This is a genomic window from Blastococcus jejuensis (genome assembly GCF_039534705.1).
Classification (GTDB): domain Bacteria; phylum Actinomycetota; class Actinomycetes; order Mycobacteriales; family Geodermatophilaceae; genus Blastococcus_B; species Blastococcus_B jejuensis.
In genome coordinates, this window is the sequence record NZ_BAAAVV010000011.1 from 1 (window position 1) to 17,006 (window position 17,006).

18 protein-coding genes are annotated in these 17,006 nt (G+C 73.4%); 9 read left to right on the forward strand and 9 right to left on the reverse strand.

Annotated features, from left to right (window positions below; all coding sequences use genetic code 11):
• Positions 1–178 precede the first annotated feature (178 nt).
• Entirely contained in the window at positions 179–1,927 is a 1,749-nt protein-coding gene (locus tag ABD644_RS18225) for an ABC transporter ATP-binding protein (protein ID WP_344690437.1), read from the reverse strand.
• A 236-nt stretch (positions 1,928–2,163) separates the two neighbouring features.
• Here ABD644_RS18225 and ABD644_RS18230 point away from each other — a divergent pair, with 236 nt between their 5' ends.
• Positions 2,164–2,580: a MarR family winged helix-turn-helix transcriptional regulator gene (locus ABD644_RS18230; RefSeq protein ID WP_344690438.1), complete on the forward strand. Its 417-nt coding sequence runs from the start codon at positions 2,164–2,166 to the stop codon at positions 2,578–2,580.
• A gap of 182 nt (positions 2,581–2,762) precedes the next feature.
• Positions 2,763–2,963: a hypothetical protein gene (locus tag ABD644_RS18235; RefSeq protein WP_344690439.1), complete on the forward strand. Its 201-nt coding sequence runs from the start codon at positions 2,763–2,765 to the stop codon at positions 2,961–2,963.
• Positions 2,964–3,040: 77 nt separating this feature from the next.
• Here ABD644_RS18235 and ABD644_RS18240 read toward each other — a convergent pair whose 3' ends face one another.
• The 8 genes from ABD644_RS18240 to ABD644_RS18275 form a co-directional block, all read right to left on the reverse strand.
• The gene (locus ABD644_RS18240; protein WP_344690440.1) at positions 3,041–4,516 is read right to left on the reverse strand and encodes an aldehyde dehydrogenase (NADP(+)); all 1,476 of its coding nucleotides are present in this window, start codon (positions 4,514–4,516) and stop codon (positions 3,041–3,043) included.
• Between the two features lie 11 nt (positions 4,517–4,527).
• Positions 4,528–5,412 (reverse strand): fumarylacetoacetate hydrolase family protein, encoded by an 885-nt coding sequence (locus ABD644_RS18245; RefSeq protein WP_344690441.1) that lies wholly within the window; start codon positions 5,410–5,412, stop codon positions 4,528–4,530.
• Positions 5,409–6,185 carry an enoyl-CoA hydratase/isomerase family protein gene (locus ABD644_RS18250; protein WP_344690442.1) on the reverse strand — a complete coding sequence of 259 codons (777 nt, stop codon included), beginning with the start codon at positions 6,183–6,185 and terminating at the stop codon, positions 5,409–5,411. The genes ABD644_RS18245 and ABD644_RS18250 overlap by 4 nt, the downstream gene beginning before the upstream one ends.
• Positions 6,178–7,707 carry a tripartite tricarboxylate transporter permease gene (locus ABD644_RS18255; RefSeq protein WP_344690443.1) on the reverse strand — a complete coding sequence of 510 codons (1,530 nt, stop codon included), beginning with the start codon at positions 7,705–7,707 and terminating at the stop codon, positions 6,178–6,180. The genes ABD644_RS18250 and ABD644_RS18255 overlap by 8 nt, the downstream gene beginning before the upstream one ends.
• A 1-nt stretch (position 7,708) precedes the next feature.
• On the reverse strand, positions 7,709–8,386 hold the full coding sequence (locus tag ABD644_RS18260) for a tripartite tricarboxylate transporter TctB family protein (RefSeq protein ID WP_344690444.1): 678 nt from the start codon (positions 8,384–8,386) through the stop codon (positions 7,709–7,711).
• Positions 8,383–9,369, reverse strand: coding sequence for a tripartite tricarboxylate transporter substrate binding protein (locus ABD644_RS18265; RefSeq protein ID WP_344690445.1), 987 nt, complete (start codon positions 9,367–9,369; stop codon positions 8,383–8,385). The genes ABD644_RS18260 and ABD644_RS18265 overlap by 4 nt, the downstream gene beginning before the upstream one ends.
• Positions 9,370–9,437: 68 nt before the next feature.
• Entirely contained in the window at positions 9,438–9,830 is a 393-nt protein-coding gene (locus ABD644_RS18270; protein ID WP_344690446.1) for a thioesterase family protein, read from the reverse strand.
• Between the two features lie 11 nt (positions 9,831–9,841).
• Positions 9,842–11,110: a CaiB/BaiF CoA transferase family protein gene (locus tag ABD644_RS18275; protein ID WP_344690447.1), complete on the reverse strand. Its 1,269-nt coding sequence runs from the start codon at positions 11,108–11,110 to the stop codon at positions 9,842–9,844.
• A 182-nt stretch (positions 11,111–11,292) separates the two neighbouring features.
• On the opposite strand from ABD644_RS18275, the gene ABD644_RS18280 reads away from it, so the two are divergent.
• From ABD644_RS18280 to ABD644_RS18310, 7 genes are read left to right on the forward strand one after another with little or no spacing between them, the layout of a single operon-like run.
• Positions 11,293–12,066 (forward strand): GntR family transcriptional regulator, encoded by a 774-nt coding sequence (locus tag ABD644_RS18280; RefSeq protein WP_344690448.1) that lies wholly within the window; start codon positions 11,293–11,295, stop codon positions 12,064–12,066.
• Positions 12,050–12,475, forward strand: coding sequence for an FAS1-like dehydratase domain-containing protein (locus ABD644_RS18285; RefSeq protein WP_344690449.1), 426 nt, complete (start codon positions 12,050–12,052; stop codon positions 12,473–12,475). The genes ABD644_RS18280 and ABD644_RS18285 overlap by 17 nt, the downstream gene beginning before the upstream one ends.
• Positions 12,472–12,861: a MaoC/PaaZ C-terminal domain-containing protein gene (locus ABD644_RS18290; protein WP_344690450.1), complete on the forward strand. Its 390-nt coding sequence runs from the start codon at positions 12,472–12,474 to the stop codon at positions 12,859–12,861. Before ABD644_RS18285 ends, ABD644_RS18290 begins: the two co-directional genes overlap by 4 nt.
• The gene (locus ABD644_RS18295) at positions 12,858–13,781 is read left to right on the forward strand and encodes a U32 family peptidase (protein WP_344690451.1); all 924 of its coding nucleotides are present in this window, start codon (positions 12,858–12,860) and stop codon (positions 13,779–13,781) included. The genes ABD644_RS18290 and ABD644_RS18295 overlap by 4 nt, the downstream gene beginning before the upstream one ends.
• A gap of 35 nt (positions 13,782–13,816) precedes the next feature.
• The gene (locus tag ABD644_RS18300; RefSeq protein ID WP_344690452.1) at positions 13,817–14,584 is read left to right on the forward strand and encodes a dihydrodipicolinate synthase family protein; all 768 of its coding nucleotides are present in this window, start codon (positions 13,817–13,819) and stop codon (positions 14,582–14,584) included.
• 22 nt (positions 14,585–14,606) lie between these two features.
• Entirely contained in the window at positions 14,607–15,623 is a 1,017-nt protein-coding gene (locus ABD644_RS18305) for a glycerate kinase (protein ID WP_344690453.1), read from the forward strand.
• Entirely contained in the window at positions 15,620–16,987 is a 1,368-nt protein-coding gene (locus ABD644_RS18310; RefSeq protein WP_344690454.1) for an FAD-binding oxidoreductase, read from the forward strand. The genes ABD644_RS18305 and ABD644_RS18310 overlap by 4 nt, the downstream gene beginning before the upstream one ends.
• Positions 16,988–17,006 lie beyond the last annotated feature (19 nt).

A 17,006-nucleotide genomic window follows, 5' to 3' on the forward strand; every position in this document is an offset into this window, starting at 1 on the left:
TGCTCACCGAGCCACAGGCTCGGGGCACGTCATCCCATCAGCGGTCAGACCCCCTCACGACCGGTGGGCGCACGATCTGACCCTAGGAATCCAACCCGTTCCAGGCGGCGAGAGTGCTGACCCACCGGCCGCTACCGGCGCCGAACCTGCCAGAGACCGGCGGGCCCGGTAAGCCCCATTAGGCGGCGAGCACCGCCTCGCGCTCGGCCAGGCCGACCAGGCGGGCGTACCGGCCGCCGCGCGCCAGGAGCGCGTCGTGCGAGCCCCGCTCCACGACCCGGCCGGCATCCAGCACGGCGATCTCGTCGGCGTCGCGCACGGTCGAGAGCCGGTGGGCGATGGTGATCGTCGTCCGCCCGCGGCTGGCCTCGTCCAGGGCTGCCTGCACCGCACGCTCGGTCTCCGTGTCCAGCGCGCTGGTCGCCTCGTCGAGCACGAGCACCCGCGGGTCGCGCAGCAGCGTCCGAGCGATGGCCAGCCGCTGCTTCTCCCCGCCGGAGAACCGGTGCCCCCGCGCCCCGACCACGGTGTCGTAGCCGTCGGGCAGCGCCGCGATCACGTCGTGAACCTGCGCCCGCCGGGCGGCGGCCTCCATGTCGGCGTCCGTGGCGTCGGGCTTCGCGTGCCGGAGGTTCTCGCGGATGGTCCCGTGCAGCAGGTAGGTCTCCTGGGAGACCACGCCCACGACGCGCGCGAGGTCGGCCAGCGTCATCTCCCGTACGTCGACGCCGTCGATCAGCACCCGCCCGGTCGTCGGGTCGTTCAGCCGCGCCACGAGGGAGGCCAGGGTGCTCTTGCCCGAGCCGGTCTCGCCGACCAGCGCCAGGCTCCCTCCGGCGGGCACGGTCAGGTCGACGCCGGTCAGCGCGGGGCGGGCCCCGTCGGGGTAGGTGAAGCCGACGCCCTCGAAGCGCACCTCGCCGCGCACGGTGCCCGGGTCGACCGCGACGGGATGGGCCGGGTCGTCGATGTCGACGGGCAGGTCGAGGTACTCGAACACCCGGCTGAACAGCGCCATCGAACTGGTCAGCGACACCGAGAGGTCGAGCAGGCCCATCAGCGGGCGGAACAGCGTGCCTTGCAGCGCGGTGAACGCCACCAGCGTGCCGATGGTCATGCCGCCCGAGGTCGCCGGGAGGCCCGCCGCCAGGTAGATCAGCGCGGGGATGCCCGCGAAGACGATGCTCATCGTGGCCATGCGCCAACGACCGGCCAGCTGGGAGCGCACCTCGAGGGCGACCAGGTCGTCGGACGTGCCGGTGAACCGGTGGGACTGCGCGGGGGCGGCGCCGAGGGTCTTGCCCAGCAGCACCCCGCTGATCGAGAGGCCTTCCTCCACCTGGGAGTGCAGGTCGGCGAGGTGCCGCTGCCGCTGGGCCGTGATCGCCCGCCGCATCCGGGCCACGCGCCGGGTCAGCCAGATGGCCGGCGGGAGCACGATCAGCGAGAGCAGGGACAGCCGCCAGCTCAGCGCGGCCATGGCGACGACGGTGCCGATGACGGTCGTCGCGTTGGAGGCGGCCGAGGTCGCGGTCGACGTGACCACCGACTGCATGCCGCCGATGTCGTTGGTCAGCCGGGACTGCACCTCGCCCCCGCGGGTGCGGGTGAAGAAGCCGAGCGACTGCCGCTGCAGGTGCCCGAACACCGCCGTCCGCAGGCCGTGCATGACCCGCTGCCCGACGGTGGTCGACAACCAGGTCTGGACGACGCCGAAGACGGCGGTGACCACCGTGACGGCGAGCATCCCGCCGACGGCCCAGAGCAGCAGGCCGACGTCCTGGCGCGGCAGCGCCTCGTCGATGACCAGGCGGACGAGGAACGGGGTGGCCAGCGCGATGGCGGACGACGCCACGATCAACGCCACCACCACGCCGAGCTGCCGGCGGTACGGGCGGAACAGGGCGGCCACCCGGCTCCAGCGCACGGGCGAACGCTCGAGCTGTGCCCGGTCAGCGGGATCGGGACTGCGGCCGGACCGGCCGGCACGTGTCGTCATCTCCTCGATGGCGACCACCTCCTGGGTTCGGTGAGCCCGGCGAGATCGGCGATCTCGTGCGCTTTGGGGGGCGAAAGTGCGCGAGATCGGCGATGTCGCCGGGGAAAGAAGCTGAGGTTACCTCACGGTGTGGTAACCACGCGACCGCCGCTACGATTCCCGCCGTGGACGACGGACCGGCCGACCTGGGCGACCTGCTGATGCGGGCCGCCCGCACCCTGCGGCGCCGCTGGCGGGACGTGCTGGCCCCCTGGGATCTCTCACCGCACCAGGCCCGGGCGCTGAAGGTGGTCGGCGCGCGGGACGGCGTCCGCCTGTCGGAGCTCGCCGAGACGCTGCGGATCGCCCCGCGCTCGGCGACGGAGGTGGCCGACGGCCTGCAGGAGCGGGGGCTGGTGGAGCGGACGCCCGACCCGGACGACCGGCGCGCGGTGCTGCTGCGGCCGACCGACGAGGGCCGGCGGATCCGCGCCGAGGTCGACCGTGCCCGCTCCGCGGACTCCGAGGAACTGTTCGCCCGGCTCTCCCCCGGCGACCGCAGCACCCTGGCCAGACTCCTGCGGTCCCTGTCCGACTCCTGACGCCGGACACGGCTCGCGCCCCGCGATTCCGCACACGCCCGGCCGATCGTGGCCGACGTCACCGCGGAAACGGCGCGTTCGTGCGCCGTCTCACAGCCCAGCCCCTCAACCTCCGGGCCGGCGCGATCGATGATCGATGAGGAACCACGGGACGCCGCAGGAAGAAGAGGACGACGCAGACGATGACCGCTTCCATCGACCAGAACCGACACCGCACCGCCGGTAGCGCGCGGTGGTCCCTCGCGGCCTTCGGCGCGATCGTGCTCGACGCGGTCGCGGCCACCCGGTCCATCCAGTCGGCGCACAGCCGCGAGTGCCGCCGCGCCGTGCTCGACCGCTTCGCCGCCGACATCGAGCGGGACGCCGACCGCGCCGCCGCGTAGTCCCCGCACCACCCGAGATCACCTCACGCTGGTGGTCGTCCCCGGACACCCGGGGCGACCACCGGCGTGTGCTCGTCTCAGGCCCCGGGAAGGTCTCCGGTGGAGAGGACGCCGTCGAGCCGGCGCGGGATGCCGGCCGGATTGCGGTCCTGGAGCGCCTCGTCGAGCAGCTCCGCGGGCACGTCCTGGAAGGTGACCGGCCGGAGGAACCGCCGGATCGCGGTCATCCCCACCGACGTGTGCAGGGGCGCGCTGGTCGCGGGCCACGGACCCCCGTGGTGCATGGCCCACGCGACGGCCACCCCGGTCGGCCACCCGTTCCAGACGATCCGGCCCGCCCGGTCGCGCAGCTCGCGCATCAGGGGCCGGACCAGCTCGACCTCGTCGTCCTCGGCGTGCACGGTGGCGGTGAGGTTGCCGCCGAAGGCCCGCGCCGCGGTCAGGACCTCGTCCATGCCGGAGTACTCGACGACGACCGACGTCGGCCCGAAGCACTCGGTCAGCACCCGATCGGGGTCGGCCAGCAGCGTGGCCAGATCGGTGGCCAGCAGGGTCGCGCCCGCGAGCTCGCCCGCACCGGGCTCGACGGCTGCCACGGCCCGCATGCCCGGGAGCGCCGCGAGCTCGGCCCGCACCGCGTCGTGCCCGGTGCGGATGCGCTCGTGCAGCATCCGGCCGGGGGCCACCGCACCGACGGCCCGCTCGAGCGCGGTCTCGAGTCCGTGGCCGCGCGGGAGGAACAGCAGCCCCGGCTTGGTGCAGAACTGCCCCACGCCCAGGGTGAACGAGGTGACGAACCCGGCCGCGATCTCCTCGCCCCGGGCGGCCACCGCACCGGGGGTCACGAACGTCGGGTTCAGGCTGCCCATCTCCGCGTAGAACGGGATCGGGACCTCCCGCTCCGCCGCGATCCGGTACAGCGCCGCGCCGCCGTGCAGCGAGCCGGTGAAACCGGCCGCCGCGATCCGCGGATCGCGCAGCGCCTGGACGCCGACCTGTTCACCGGTGACGAGGCCGAAGGACCCCGCGGGCATGCCGGCACCCTCCCACGCGGAGCGGACGATCTCGGCGGTGCGGACCGACGTCGCGGGGTGACCGGGGTGCGCCTTGACGAGGACCGGGCAGCCGGCGGCCAGCGCCGACGCGGTGTCCCCGCCGGCGACGCTGAACGCGAACGGGAAGTTGCTCGCCGCGAAGACGAGGACGGGGCCCAGCGCCACCTGCATCCGGCGCAGGTCGGGGCGCGGCACCGGCGTGGCCGACGGATCGGCCGGGTCGATGACGACGTCCAGGAACGACCCCTCGTCGAGTCCGGCGGCGAACATCCGCAGCTGCCCGGTGGTCCGCGCGACCTCGCCGGTGAGCCGGGGCCGCGGCAGCGCGGTCTCCTCGGTCGCCAGGGCCACGAGCTCGTCGGTCGCCGCGTCGAGCGCGTCCGCGACGGCCCGCAGGGCACTCGCCCGCTCGGCCCGGCCGGTATCGGCCAGCACCGGCGCGCTCGCCGCGAGCCCGCCGAGCACCCGCCCCAGGGTGGCGGCGTCGGTGTCCGGCACGACCGGCGCCGTCATCGGGCCGCGGCCAGGGCACGGGAGCGCGCGACCGCCACGCCCACCACGGGGTTGCGCAACGTCCCGACCTCCTCGACGGTCACCTCGACGACGTCGCCGTCGAGCAGGGTGAAGTCCAGGCCCGGCACGATGCCGGTCCCGGTGGAGAGGACGGCGCCGGCGGGGAAGTCCTGCGCCCGGACCAGGTGCGCGACCAGGTCGGGCACCGAGCGGCGCATCCGCGCGGTGGACGTGCTGCCCTCGAACGCGGTCGCGCCGGCCCGGACGACCCGCAGGGAGATCCCCAGCGCGGCCGGGTCGGCCACCTCCCAGGCCGGCCGGATGCCGGGTGCGAGCGCACAGCTGCCGGCGTAGACCTTGGCCTGGGGCAGGTAGAGCGGGTTCTCGCCCTCGATGTCGCGGGAGCTGACGTCGTCGCAGACGGTGTAGCCGAACACCTCGGCCGTCGCGGTGACGACGGCGGCGAGCTCGGGCTCGGGCACGGTCAGCGCCGAGTCAGGACGCACGGCGATCGGCTCGCCGTCGGTGACCACCCGCCACGCGACGGACTTGAAGAACAGCTCGGGCCGCTCGGCCAGGTAGACGCGGGTGTAGATGTCCTGGGTCATGCTCTCCTCGACCCGGGCGTCCATGGACCGCTCGTAGGTGACGCCCGACGCCCAGACCTCGGTCAGGCCGTCGACCGGCGCCAGCAGCCGCACCTCCCCCACCGGGACGGCGCGCTGCCCTGCCGCCCCCTCCACCGCCGCGCGCGCCTCGGCCAGGTCCCGCGCGAGCAGCTCGCCCATCGACGCAACGCCCGGGACGGGCCGCACCGCGCCGGCGTCCAGGACGCCGACGCGGACGTCGCCGGAGGTCTCGTACCGGACGACGTGCGTCACCGGCCCTGCCACACGACCGGCTGCTTGGCCGCGAACGCCGCGACCGCGGTGTGGAAGTCCTCGCTGCCGAACACGCGGCCGACGATGTCGTCGCCGTTCGGGATGCTCGCGCGGCGGATGCGGCGGACCGCCTCCTTGGCCGCCCACATGCTCAGCGGCGCGTGGCCGAGCAGGGTCTGCACGACGCCGTCGGCCGTGGCGTCGAGGTCGCCGTCCTCGCACAGCTCGGCGACGAAGCCGGCCGCCGCCGCCTCCTCGCCGGTGAACAGCCGCGCCCGCAGCAGCATGTCGAGGGTCCGCGCCGGCCCGAGGTGCTGGAGCAGGAGCGAGTAGTTGTTCATCGACAGGCAGTTGCCCAGCGTGCGCGCGATCGGGATCCCGAACCGGGCCGACCGGGCGGCGACCCGCAGGTCGCAGACCGACGCGATGCCCAGCCCGCCGCCGACGCAGAACCCCCGGACGACGGCCACGGTCGGCACGCCGACGTCCTCGAGCCGGGTCACGATGCGCGCGATCTTCTCCTCGTACGCCACGCCGTCGGCGCCGCTGGAGAAGTCGGCGAACTGGCTGATGTCGGTGCCGGCGACGAACGCCTTGTCGCCGGCCGCCTTCAGCACCATGACGCGGATCTCGTCGTCGGCGTCGGCCCGCTCGCAGGCGTCGTAGAGGCCCTCGTACATCCCCCAGGTCATCGCGTTGCGCTGCCGGGGGCGGTTGAAGGTGACGGTCAGGACGCCGCCGTCGGACTCGACGAGCAGTTCTGGTTCATCCACGGGGGGACTCCTCGGGGGTAGGTGCGGCCGCGTCGGCCAGGCGTGCGCGCCGTCGCCGCAGCAACCGGGCCATGATCGCGGGAGCGAAGATCTGCAGGAGAGCGATGGCCATGACGACCAGGGCCAGCGGCCGGGTGAAGACGATGAAGACGTTGCCGTCGCCGATCGCCGACGTCTGGACCAGGGCCTTCTCGAACAGCGGCCCGAGGACGACGCCGAGGACGAGGGGCGCCATCGGGAGGTCGAGCCGCTTCATGAAGTAGCCGATGACCCCGAAGATCAGGACCACCCAGACGCTGTACATGCCGTTGGAGATCGAGTACGCGCCGACCAGGCTGGTCAGCAGGATCATCGGGTACATGTAGCCGTAGGGCACCCGCAGGATCTGCGCGAAGACCGGGGCCAGCGGCAGGTTGAGCACCAGCAGCATCACGTTGCCGATGAAGAACGACGCCAGCAGGCCCCAGACCAGGGTCGGCTGCTCGTCGAACAGCAGCGGCCCGGGCTGGATCCCGTTGATCATGAAGGCGCCCAGGAGCACGGCCGTCGTGGCACCGCCCGGGATGCCCAGGGTCAGCGTCGGCACGAAGTTCGCGTTGGCCGCCGCGTTGTTGGCCGCCTCCGGTGCGGCCACGCCCTCGATCGCCCCGGTGCCGAACTCCTTGCCCCGCTTGTTGACCCGCTTCTCGATGCCGTAGGCCATGAAGGAGGCCAGCGTCGAGCCGGCGCCGGGCAGGATGCCGAACAGGAAGCCGAGGAAGCTGCCGCGCAGGATGGGGCCCCGGGACCGCTTGAGGTCGTCGCGGCTGATCATCAGTTCGCGGAACTTGGCCTTGATCGGCGCCGCGGCACCCTGCCGGATCTGGAACAGCACCTCGCCGACGGCGAACAGGCCGATCATCACCTCGACGAACGGGATGCCGCCGAGCAGGTAGATGGACCCGAAGGTGAACCGCGAGGTGCCGCTGCCGGGGTCGACGCCGACGGTGGCGATCAGCAGGCCGACGAGGGCCATGAGCAGGCCCAGCATCCGGTTGTCGCCGGCGAAGCTGATGATCGTGGCGAGGCCCAGGATCATCACGGCGAGCATCTCGGGCGGACCGAAGTCCAGCGCGAACTCCGCGAAGGGCGGCGCCAGGGTCACCAGCAGCGCCAGCGAGATGATCGCGGCGACGAAGGAGCCGATCGCCGAGATCGCCAGGGCCGCACCGGCCCGCCCCTGCCGCGCCATCTGGTAGCCGTCGAGCGTGGTCACCACGCTCGACGCCTCGCCGGGCGTGGAGATGAGGACCGAGGTGATGGTGCCGCCGTACTGCGAGCCGTAGTAGATGCCCGCGAGCATGATCAGACCGGTCACCGGCTCGAGCGACAGGGTCAGCGGCAGGAGCACCGCGACACCGGTGGTCGAGCCGAGGCCGGGCAGGACGCCGATGACGGTGCCGACGAGCACCCCGACGAAGCACCACAGCAGGTTCTCGACGCTCAGCGCCGTCGAGAAGCCGAGCACGAGGTTGTCGAGCACGTCAGCCTCCGATCCCGATGAGCCCGGTCGGCAGCGGCACGTCGAGGAACCCGACGAAGACCCCGTAGACCGCGGCGATCGCCAGGCCCGACACGATCAGCGACGGGATCCAGGCGCGGCGCTCCACCACGGCCGAGATGAACAGCGAGAGCAGGAAGAACGACACGAGGAAGCCCAGCAGCGGCACCAGGAGCACGGCCACGACGAGGGCGACGGAGACGGTCACCAGCTGGCGGCCGCGGTCCCGCGGCGTCCGGCCGAAGATGTCGACGTCGTCCAGGCCGGGCCCGGCCGCCGGTGCGTCGTCGGGGGACACGGCGACGATGTCGCCGGCCGTGTCACCGGGCCGGTCCCCGACGGGGACACCCCCCGGGGCGGCGCGCTCCGGGGAGGCACCGCCCTGGGGGATGTCCGCCGTGGTGGCTCCCACGATCTCCGCCAGACCGCGGTCGTGCGGGATCCGGTGACCGCGCAGGATCGCGATGAGTTCCCAGCCGGCGATGAGCACGATCAGCCCGCCGACGACCCCGGGAACCAGTCCCGGCCCGACGCGGGATTCCTCGAGGAGGAACCCGTAGTCGAGAGCCATGACGAAGGCGCCGAGGCCGAGGGCGGTGAGCAGGCCGTACACGACGGCCTGCTCGACCGCGATGCCTCGCTTGGCCGGGACCCCGGTCATCCGCCGATGACCTGCTGGAGCAGCTCGTTGTTGCCCTCGAGGTACTCGACGAAGTCGTCGCCGGCGGCCGTGTTGGCCTGCAGGTAGTTGTCCTCGATGTACTGCTGGTACTCGTCGGTCTCGACCGCAGCCTCCATCGTCTCGATCCAGAAGTCGCGGGCCGCGTCGTCGATGCCGCCGGGCGCCAGGACGCCGCGGAACTGGGCGAAGGCGACGTCGATGCCCTGCTCCTTGGCCGTCTCGATGTCGGCCAGCTCCTCGTAGTCGCTGTAGCGCTCCTCGGAGAAGGCGCACAGGGCCTTGACCTCGCCGGCCTCGAGCTGGCCGATGATCTCGCCCGGGTTGAGCGAGGCGATGTCGATCTGACCGCCCAGCAGCGCGGCGGTGAGCTCGCCGCCGGACTCGAAGGGCACGCGGTCGAACTCGACGCCGGTCTCCTGCTCGGTGAGCGTGAAGACGATGTTGTCCAGGCCGGTGATGCCGCTGATGCCGGCCACGATCCGCTCGTTCTCGGCCGCCTCGACGACGTCGGTGCAGGTCTCGTAGGGGCTGTCGGCGCCCACGACCATCAGCGTGTAGTCGTCGCCGAGCTTCATGATCGGGGTGAAGTCGGTGTAGTCGAACTCGACCTCGCCGCTGATCGGCAGCGCCAGCAGCGCGGTCTCGGTCGCCAGCAGGGTCTCCCCGTCGCCGGCCTGGCCCAGGAAGTGGGAGTAGCCGACCGCGCCGGAGCCGCCCTCGCGGTTCTCGACGTTGACGCTCACGTCGCCGTTGGCGGCCTCGATCATGGTCGCGGTCGCGCGGCCGGCGAGGTCGCTGCCGCCGCCGGCGCCGAACGGCACGATCATGGTGACGTCGCCGCGCGGCGTGAAGCCGCCGTCGCCGTCGCCGGACCCGCCGGCGTCACCCCCGCAGGCCGCGAGGGTCAGGGCGAGCGCCGAGGCCGAGGCCGCGGCGAGGACGGTGGAACGGGTGCGCTTCACGGGTGCTCCTTGGATGGGGGTGGGGCGACGGGGCTGGTGCGGGCGGGGCGGGGGAACGTCCTGCGGGTTCACCGGACCTGCTCCGCCTTGGCGGCGAGCCGGTCCTCGAAGGAGGGCAGGTCGACGACGAAGCGCTCGTGCGTGCCCGTGCCGATGACCTCGGTGTCGTCCTCGACGCGGATGTCGAAGACCACCCGGCGACGGTCGACCTCGGTCACGGTGGCGGTCGCGGTGACCGTCTGACCGAGCAGTGTGGGCGCGGTGTGCGCGATGTCGATCTTGCTGCCGACGCTGGCCTGGTCCGCGCGCAGATGCGGCGCCAGCCCTTCGATGGCCGCCTCCTCCAGGAGGAGGACGAGGTTGGGCGTGGAGAAGATGTCGTACTCCCCACGACGGGTGCAGTGCTCTGCCGCGACGGTGCGCGCCAGGACGCCCTGGACACCGGGTTCGAGCGTGGTCATGTGCGGGCTCCTCAGAGGGGTCGGTCGTCGGCGGGCTGCGGGGGGACTGCGGGCGGGGCGGGCGCCACGGTGTGCGCCGGGTCGGCGGCGACCCCGGACTCGATGAGCGCGTCGACCTCGGCGGCCGGGATCTCGGCCCACTCCAGGGCCGCTCGGGTGCCGGCCCCCAGTTGCGGACCGGCGGTGTCCTGCCGGGCGGGCGTGCGGGAGAGCCGCATCGGCGACCCCAGCTGCCGGACCGCGCCGAGGGTCGGGTGCGGCGCGTCCCAGAAGTAGCCGCGCTGGGTGAGGTGGTCGTCGGTGAAGACCTGGCCGTAGTCGGCGATCGGGGCGCACGGCACGCCGGCGTCGTCGAGGGCGGCGACCACCTCGTCGGTGGTGCGCGTGGTGGTGACCGCCTCGATCGCCGGGATGAGCGTGTCCCGGTGGCCGTGCCGCGTGGACGCGTCGGCGTAGCGCTCGTCGTCGAGCAGGTCCTCCAGACCCAGCGCCGAGCACAGCCCCTTCCACGTCTTCGGGGTGACGGCCCCGACGGTGACGTACCCGTCGGCGGTGCGCACCGCCTGGTACGGCGCGGTGCTCTGGTGCGCCGAGCCCAGCGGGCGGCCCACCTCGCCGGTGGCGAAGTACTTGCCGGCCTCCCAGATGGCGAAGGAGACGCCGCTCTCCAGCAGCGAGACGTCGAGGTACTGCCCCTCCCCCGAGCGGTCCCGCTCCTTGAGCGCCGCGGTGACCCCGAGGGCGACGTACATGGCGCAGACCAGGTCGCAGATCGGGACACCGATCTTGACCGGAGCGCCATCCGGGGTCCCGGTGATGCTCATCAGCCCGCCGCGGGCCTGGGCCATGATGTCCAGCCCGGGCAGCGCGGCCAGTGGCCCGTCCTGGCCCCACCCGGATGCCGAGGCGTAGACGATCCGCGGGTTGACCTCGCGGATCGCCTCGTAACCGAACCCGAGGCCGGTCATGGCGCCGGGGCGGAGGTTCTCCACCAGCACGTCGGCGCGGGCGGCCAGCGCCAGGAACGCCTTCTTGCCCTCGGGGGCCTTGAGGTCGAGGGCCACCGACTCCTTGTTCCGGTTGAGCCGGACGAACGGCGAGCTCTCGCCGTCGAGGAACGGGCTGGTGGCGCGGACGGGGTCGCCCCCCGTCGGGTTCTCGACCTTCAGGACGCGGGCGCCGAGGTCGGCCAGCTGCATCGTGGCGAAGGGGGCGGCCATGAAGGCGCCCACCTCGAGCACCGTCACGCCCGCGAGGGGGCCGGCCGTCTCGACTGCCATCCGCAGCCTCCGTTCCAGAGTTTTTCGACGCCGGAGGTGGTGTGCCTCACAGCTGGTGGACTACTGTCTACAAAAGACGAAGCCGTATGACAAGGCTCACAGAGCAATCCGTTACGGAAAGATGTCGACACCGCGAGCGACTGGCTGCGCGTCGACGTCACCCCAGAGAGAGGAGGCGCACCGTGAGCTCAGAGCCGGATCACGTGCCCTCCGTGCGCCGCATCGAGGCGCCGCCGAGCATGTCCGCCCTCGCCGCCGAGGCCCTGCGCCAGATGGTGCTCACCGGGGAACTGCGCCCCGGTGACCGCGTCATCGAGAACCGCCTGACCGACGAGCTCGGGGTCAGCCGCCCGCCGCTGCGGGAAGCCATGCGGGTCCTCGAACAGGAGGGCCTGATCGTCCAGACGCCGCGCAAGGGCGCCGTGGTCGCGCCGGTCACGCCGCACGACATCTACGAGATCGTGTCGCTGCGCGAGGAGATCGAGCAGATCGCCGTCCGGCTCGGCATCCCGGTGCGGTCGCAGGAGCGGCTCGACCGGCTCCGCCAGGCCTTCGCCGAGCTCGAGGCCGCCGCAGAGGAGCCGGGCGCCCCCCGGGTGGTGGAGACCAGCTTCGCCTTCCACCTGGCGATCGTCGGGCTGGCCGGGCACCGGCGGCTCGAGGACGTCTACCGCTCCCTGTCGCTGCAGATGCGCATGTGCATGGCCATGAACCGCCGCGCCCGCGCCGAGATCGAGACCGCGCGCGAGGACGCCGCCCGGCACCGCCCGCTCCTCGACCTCATCGAGGCGGGCGACGTCGAGGGCACCGCGCACACGTTGGCCCACCACGGGCAGCGCACCTACCTGCTCAGCATCGAGGACGACGCGGAAGGCCACTCCCCCGAGTCCCGGGCGTGGTTCGCACGGATCCGCCAGGAGGAAGAGGAGGCGATGCGGCATGACGGACACCGCTGAGACCGGAACCGGCTCGATCGAGGCCCTGCGGGCGGCGATCGGCTGGACGGCCGACGAGCGCGTCGACGTCGTCGAGCGGCGGCACCTGCGCGACTACCGGCGGGCCATCGGCGCGGACGAGGACGGCACCGAGGTCCCGGCCACCATCACCGCCTGCTTCCTCACCGAGCCCCCGACCATGCCCGAGGCGCTGGCCTACGGAATGGGCTGGATCAACGGCGGGGACCGGTTCGAGGTGCACCGCCCGCTGCGGCTGGGCGACGAGGTCACCTCCCGGCTCACCTTCACCGGGGTCCAGGAGAAGAGCGGCCGCACCGGCACCCTCGCGCTGCTGACCTTCGTCACCGAGTTCCGCCTGCCGGACGGGACGCTGGCGGTCCGCCACGTCGGGACGCGGGTGCGGCGATGAGCGCCGACGAGATCACCCGGGTCGAGACCGCGAGCCTGCGCACGCTGGTCCAGTACGCCGGCGCCAGCGGCGACTTCTACGAGATGCACTACGACATCCCCTTCGCCCAGGAGCGCGGCCATCGCGAGCTGGCCGTGCACGGTCTGCTCAAGACCGCCTGGCTCGGCCGGCTGGTCGAGGAATGGTTCGCCGGTCGCGGGCGGCTCGCCGTCCTCGACGTGAGCTACCGGGGCATGGACTTCCGCGACGAGCCGGTCACCTGCGGCGGACGGGTCACCGGGGTGGACGGTGACCGGGTCTCGATCGAGGTCTGGACGGCGGACGCGGACGGGACGAGGACGACCATCGGAACCGCCGAGGTCGCGCTGACGGAGGGCCGGCCATGACCCTGCACCGCATCAACGAGCTCTGCGCGGGGCTGGGCCACCCGGTGCTCACCGACGGCCACTCCAACGGCAGCGACTCGGCCGCACGCTTCCCGGACGGTTCCCGCTACAAGGTGGAGATCCCGAGCTGCGAGGGTCCCGACGTCATGGCGGCCGTGCTGGACGAGGCCGACCGCCGCGGCGTGCCGATCCACCGGGTCTCGCAGGGCAGCGGCGTCATGATGCTGACCGACGCCGAGATCGAGCGGATGGTCGCCCTCGGCGCCGAGCACGGCATCGAGGTCAACCTCTTCCTCGGGCCCCGCAGTGCCTGGGACATCGGCGGCCAGGCCAAGGTCTCCGCCGCCGTGGGCGCCGCCGCCCGCGGGAACTCCGCCGTGGCCGCGTCGCTCTGCGACGCCGAGCGCGCGGTGCGTCTCGGCGTCCGCAGCCTCCTGGTCGGCGACCTGGGCGTGCTCGCGCTGCTGGGCCGGATGAAGGCCGACGGCCGCATGCCCGAGGACCTGGTGCTCAAGACGTCGGTGCTCATGCCGCTGTCCAACGGCCCGACCGCCGCCCTGTACGAGGAGATGGGGGCCACCAGCCTCAACATCTCCACCGACCTGACCGTGCCGCAGATCGCCGAGATCCGGGCCGCCACGTCGGCGCCGATCGACATGTACGTCGAGGTGCCCGACGACCAGGGCGGCGCCGTCCGCTTCTACGACGTCCCCGAGGTCGTCCGCGTGGCGGCACCGGTCTACCTGAAGCTCGGCCTGCGCAACGCCCCGAACATCTACCCGGTCGGCGGCCACATCGGCGCGATGGCCCAGAACCTCGGCCGCGAGCGCGTCCGCCGCGCGGAACTGGTCCTGCGCCTGCTCGCCGAGCTCGCGCCCGAGCTGGCCGAGGCACCGGCCACCGCCTCCGTCGCCGGCTGACCCGGCATCGTCCCCGCTCCTCGAGAGGAATCTCCATGCCCCCGCTCTTCACCGGTGTCGGCGTCGCGCTCGTCACCCTCTTCGACGACGACGGCCGCCTCGACGCCGCCGCCACCGCCGATCTCGCCGTCCAGCTGACCGGCCTCGGCATGCGCTCGGTCCTGGTCGCCGGCACGACCGGTGAGGCGATGTCGCTGTCCGCCGACGAGCGCAGCGCGCTGATCGGTGCCGTCCGCGCGGCGATCCCGGCCGACGTGCCGGTGCTCGCCGGCACCGGGGCGCCCACCGGCGCGCAGGCCGCCGACCTCACCACCCGCGCGTACGACGCCGGCGCCGACGCCGCCCTCGTGCTCTCCCCGCCGGCCGTTGCCGACCCCCGGCGCTACTACGACCGCGTCGCGCAGGCCGCGGGCGACCGGCCGCTCCTGGCCTACCACTTCCCGTTCGCGGCCTCGCCCGGGATCCCGGTCGAGGTGCTCCCCGACCTCCCGGTCACCGGACTCAAGGACTCCTCCGGCGACGCCGGGCGGCTGCTCGACGAGCTCGAGGTGTTCGACCGCGACATCTACGTGGGTGCCACCACGGTGCTGACCATGGGCGGTGCGGTCGGCGCCACCGGAGCGATCCTGGTCCTGGCCAACGCCGAGCCCGAGCGCTGCATCGCCGCGTTCGAGGGCGACGGCAAGGCGCAGGTCGAGCTCGCGGCGCCGCACCGCGCCTCGATGGTCGGCTTCCCGGCCGGTATCAAGAACCTGGTCGCCGAGCGCTTCGGCGTCTCCTCCGTCGCCCGGATCGGTGCGTGACCGCGTCCCCGAGGGGCTGAGCATGCCCACCCTCCTCGCCGTCCCGGACAAGTTCCGCGGCTCGGCCACCGCCCCCGAGGTGGCCGCCGCGATCGCGGCCGCCGCCGAGGCGGCCGGTTGGTCCTGCGTGCAGCTCCCGCTCGCCGACGGCGGGGAGGGCACGCTCGACGCCTTCGGCGGAGCCAACTGGACCACCACGGTGACCGGGCCGCTCGGGACCCCGGTCGCCGCCCCGTGGCGGATGGGGGACGACGGCGTGGCCGTGGTCGAGAGCGCCCGCGCGTCGGGCCTGGACCTGGCCGGCGGGGCCGCGGGCAACGACCCGGTCGGCGCGACCAGCCGGGGCACCGGCGAGCTGGTCGCCGCGGCGATCGCCGAGGGTGCGCACCGGGTGATCGTCAGCCTGGGCGGCTCGGCGACCACCGACGGCGGGTTCGACACCGCCGAGGTCCTGGAGGCCTTCGCGCCGTTCGACGGGCGCGACGGTCGCGCCGAGGTGCTGGTCGCCTGCGACGTGCGGACGGCGTTCCGCGACGCCGCCGTCGTCTTCGGGCCGCAGAAGGGCGCCACGCCCGAGCAGGTCGTCGAGCTCACCGGGCGCCTGGACCGGCTCGCCTCGCTCTACCGGCAGCGCTACGGGATCGACCTGGCGGCGGTGCCCGGCTCGGGGGCAGCCGGTGGCCTCGGCGGTGCGTTCGCCGCGCTCGGCGCCCGGCTCGTGCCGGGGTTCGGTCTGATCGCCGAGCACACGGGGCTGGCCGAGGCCATCGCTGCCGCCGACGCCGTCGTCACCGGGGAGGGCCGGCTCGACGCCGAGTCGTTCAACGGCAAGGTGGTCGGGGGCGTCCTGGAGCTCGCGGCGCAGTACGACGTACCCGCGCTGGTCGTCGCCGGCGACGTCGATGACGGGGTGGCCGGACGGGCGACCGCGGTGTCGCTGCTGGCGGAGTTCGGCACGGCGGCCGCGTGGGCCGACCCGCTCGGCTGCATCGAACGAGCCACGACGGCGTGGCTCCGGAAGGAAGAGGCCCGACCGTGACCGCACCGCTCGACGAGCTCGTCCGGGTGCTGCCCGAGGGCACCGTCGTCACGGACCCGGCGACCAGCGACGGCTACCGGCACGACAGCGCGAGCTTCTGCGCCGCGGGGGCGCCGCTGGCCGTCGTCCGGCCCACCACCACCGAGCAGGTGCAGGCCGTGCTGCGGTGGGCCACGGCTCACCGGGTAGCGGTCGTGCCCCAGGGCGCCCGCACCGGGCTGTCGGGTGCGGCCAACGCCGTCGACGGCGCCGTCCTGCTGTCGATGGTCCGGATGAACCGCATCGTCGAGATCGACGAGGTCGACCAGGTCGCCGTCGTGGAGCCCGGCGTGATCAACGCCGACCTGTCCCGGGCGGTCGCGGACGTCGGGCTGTTCTACCCGCCGGACCCCTCCTCCTGGGAGATGTCGACGATCGGCGGCAACCTGGCCACCAACGCCGGCGGCCTGTGCTGCGTGAAGTACGGCGTCACCGCCGACTTCGTGCGCGGGCTCGAGGTCGTGCTCGCGAGCGGCGAGATCGTGCGCGTGGGCCGCCGGACGGCCAAGGGCGTTGCGGGCTACGACCTCACCCGGCTGATGGTCGGGTCCGAGGGCACCCTCGGCGTGATCACCCAGGCGACGCTGGCGCTGCGGCCCGCCCCGGAGCCGGCCCTGACCATGGCCGCGGTGTTCGACACGACCGCCGACGCCATGACAGCGGTCGCCCGGATCATGGCGTCGGGGCTGCGCCCCTCGCTGATGGAGTTCCTCGACTCGCACTCGATCCGGGCGGTGCAGGCCTATCGCGACATGGGCCTCCCGCTCGACGCCGAGGCCCTGCTCATCGCGCAGTCCGACCGCGGGACACTGGCGGCCGCCGACGTCGCGGCCATGGGTGCGGTCTGCGCGGAGCTCGGCGCGGCGGACGTGGCCGTCGCCGAGGACGCCGCCGAGTCGGCCATGCTCCTGCAGGCCCGCCGGCTGGTGAACCCGGCGGTCGAGGAGCTCGGCGCCACGCTGGTCGACGACGTCGCCGTCCCCCGGGCCCGGCTGGTGGACCTGCTGGCCGGCATGGACCGCATCGCCGCCGAGACCGGGATGCTGATCGTCTGCCCCGGCCACATCGGCGACGGCAACATGCACCCCACGGTGGTGTTCGACCGGGGCGACCCCGCCGCGGCCGAGCGGGCCCAGGTGGCCTTCGACGCGATCATGAGCCTGGCCCTCGGGCTCGGCGGGACGATCACCGGCGAGCACGGCGTCGGACTGCTCAAGCGCACGTGGCTGCGCCAGGAGCTGGGGGAGACGTCCTACGCGTTGCAGCAGGGCATCAAGTCGGTCTTCGACCCGCTGGGCATCCTCAACCCCGGCAAGGTGCTCTGACCCCGGCACGACGTGTGCG

Coding starts and splice junctions, on each gene's coding strand:
- ABD644_RS18290 (WP_344690450.1), top strand. CDS start 12,472: ATGAGCGCCGACGAGATCACCCGGGTCGAGACCGCGAGCCTGCGCACG.
- ABD644_RS18260 (WP_344690444.1), bottom strand. CDS start 8,386: ATGACCGGGGTCCCGGCCAAGCGAGGCATCGCGGTCGAGCAGGCCGTC.
- ABD644_RS18235 (WP_344690439.1), top strand. CDS start 2,763: ATGACCGCTTCCATCGACCAGAACCGACACCGCACCGCCGGTAGCGCG.
- ABD644_RS18275 (WP_344690447.1), bottom strand. CDS start 11,110: ATGGCAGTCGAGACGGCCGGCCCCCTCGCGGGCGTGACGGTGCTCGAG.
- ABD644_RS18295 (WP_344690451.1), top strand. CDS start 12,858: ATGACCCTGCACCGCATCAACGAGCTCTGCGCGGGGCTGGGCCACCCG.
- ABD644_RS18285 (WP_344690449.1), top strand. CDS start 12,050: ATGACGGACACCGCTGAGACCGGAACCGGCTCGATCGAGGCCCTGCGG.
- ABD644_RS18305 (WP_344690453.1), top strand. CDS start 14,607: ATGCCCACCCTCCTCGCCGTCCCGGACAAGTTCCGCGGCTCGGCCACC.
- ABD644_RS18300 (WP_344690452.1), top strand. CDS start 13,817: ATGCCCCCGCTCTTCACCGGTGTCGGCGTCGCGCTCGTCACCCTCTTC.
- ABD644_RS18270 (WP_344690446.1), bottom strand. CDS start 9,830: ATGACCACGCTCGAACCCGGTGTCCAGGGCGTCCTGGCGCGCACCGTC.